This is a genomic window from Streptomyces adelaidensis (assembly GCF_016598475.1).
In the GTDB taxonomy this organism is placed as follows: domain Bacteria; phylum Actinomycetota; class Actinomycetes; order Streptomycetales; family Streptomycetaceae; genus Streptomyces; species Streptomyces adelaidensis.
The window spans coordinates 1-1,006 of the sequence record NZ_JAEMUX010000255.1 but is presented as its reverse complement, the minus strand read 5'-3'; the positions used below and the strand labels follow the sequence as shown (position 1 = coordinate 1,006).

Annotated in this window: 1 protein-coding gene and 1 pseudogene; both read left to right on the top strand. The window is 63.8% G+C overall.

Annotated features, from left to right (window positions below; all coding sequences use genetic code 11):
- Window positions 1-364: pseudogene (locus tag I8N67_RS41665) on the top strand (hypothetical protein); the annotation flags it as partial.
- A gap of 29 nt (window positions 365-393) precedes the next feature.
- Window positions 394-1,006, top strand: a 613-nt coding sequence (locus I8N67_RS41660; protein ID WP_200309578.1) for a hypothetical protein, incomplete at its 3' end; no start/stop codon positions are given.

The following is a 1,006-nucleotide window of genomic DNA, read 5'->3' as shown; positions in this document are numbered from 1 at the left end:
CGGCGTCGCTTTCCTGCCCGCGACCGCGGCCGTGGGCACGGCCGCGGTACTCATCCCGCTGGCGATGGATACCGCCAGTGGTGCTGCCGAACAGGTCATCGGGCAGATGGTCGGTGACCTGTCCGACAAGTCTGTGGATGAGCACAAGGAGAAGGTGGAGGACCTTATTGGCGACGAGAAGAAGAAGATCTACTCCGCCGGTGAGAGCATGGCCGAGGCCCCGATGGAGGACTTCCTGGCGCATCACGGTATAGACCCTGGCAAGGATGTGTTCGCGCAGGACCTATACGAATCGATGGTGATCGGTTACGGGGCCGGCAACGACCGGGAGAACCAGCAGGGCAACGCCCCGGAGACCGGCTGAGGCCAATGGACGGGCGAGGACATGTAAGGATGCGGACAGTGATCAGGCGTAGGTCAGTACGCGGGGGATTCCTCTCCGCGGCTGTGGCCGGCTCGTTGATTCTCGGGGCCACGGGTTGTGGAGGGGACGGGGACGAGGACGGAGTTCCGGACGACTACAAGGTCGTCGCGGGAACAAAACTCTGCGGTGGCGATGCCATATCCACCGACGCGTCCAAAGCACTGAAGGTGATCACGGGGTCGTCGCGGTTCGAGGCGTCGGCAGAGAGGTACACCATCGCGCAGACCGCGACGGACCTTGTCGAGGCGTTCGCCCCCACCAGGACCAATGATGCCTGCCGTGTCTACACGCCGAGCGGCACGCCGGATTTTGAGCTCAGAATCACCTGGAGGTTGGACGACAGCGGCCCGACGGACGAGCCGGCGGCCCCGAAGTTCACCGTGCTGAAGATGGGGGAGGAAGCGCTGGCAGCAGAGGACCAGGCGTACATCTATTTCGCGTGCCAGAGCGACAGGCTCTCCACCCCGACGACAGTGGCCCACATCGTCATCGGCGTGGAGCACCGGGATCCATTTCATGAACCCGAGGGTGACACCAAGGCGTTGAAGGACGCCTACGCGACCGTGGCCCACTCCTTCTCCT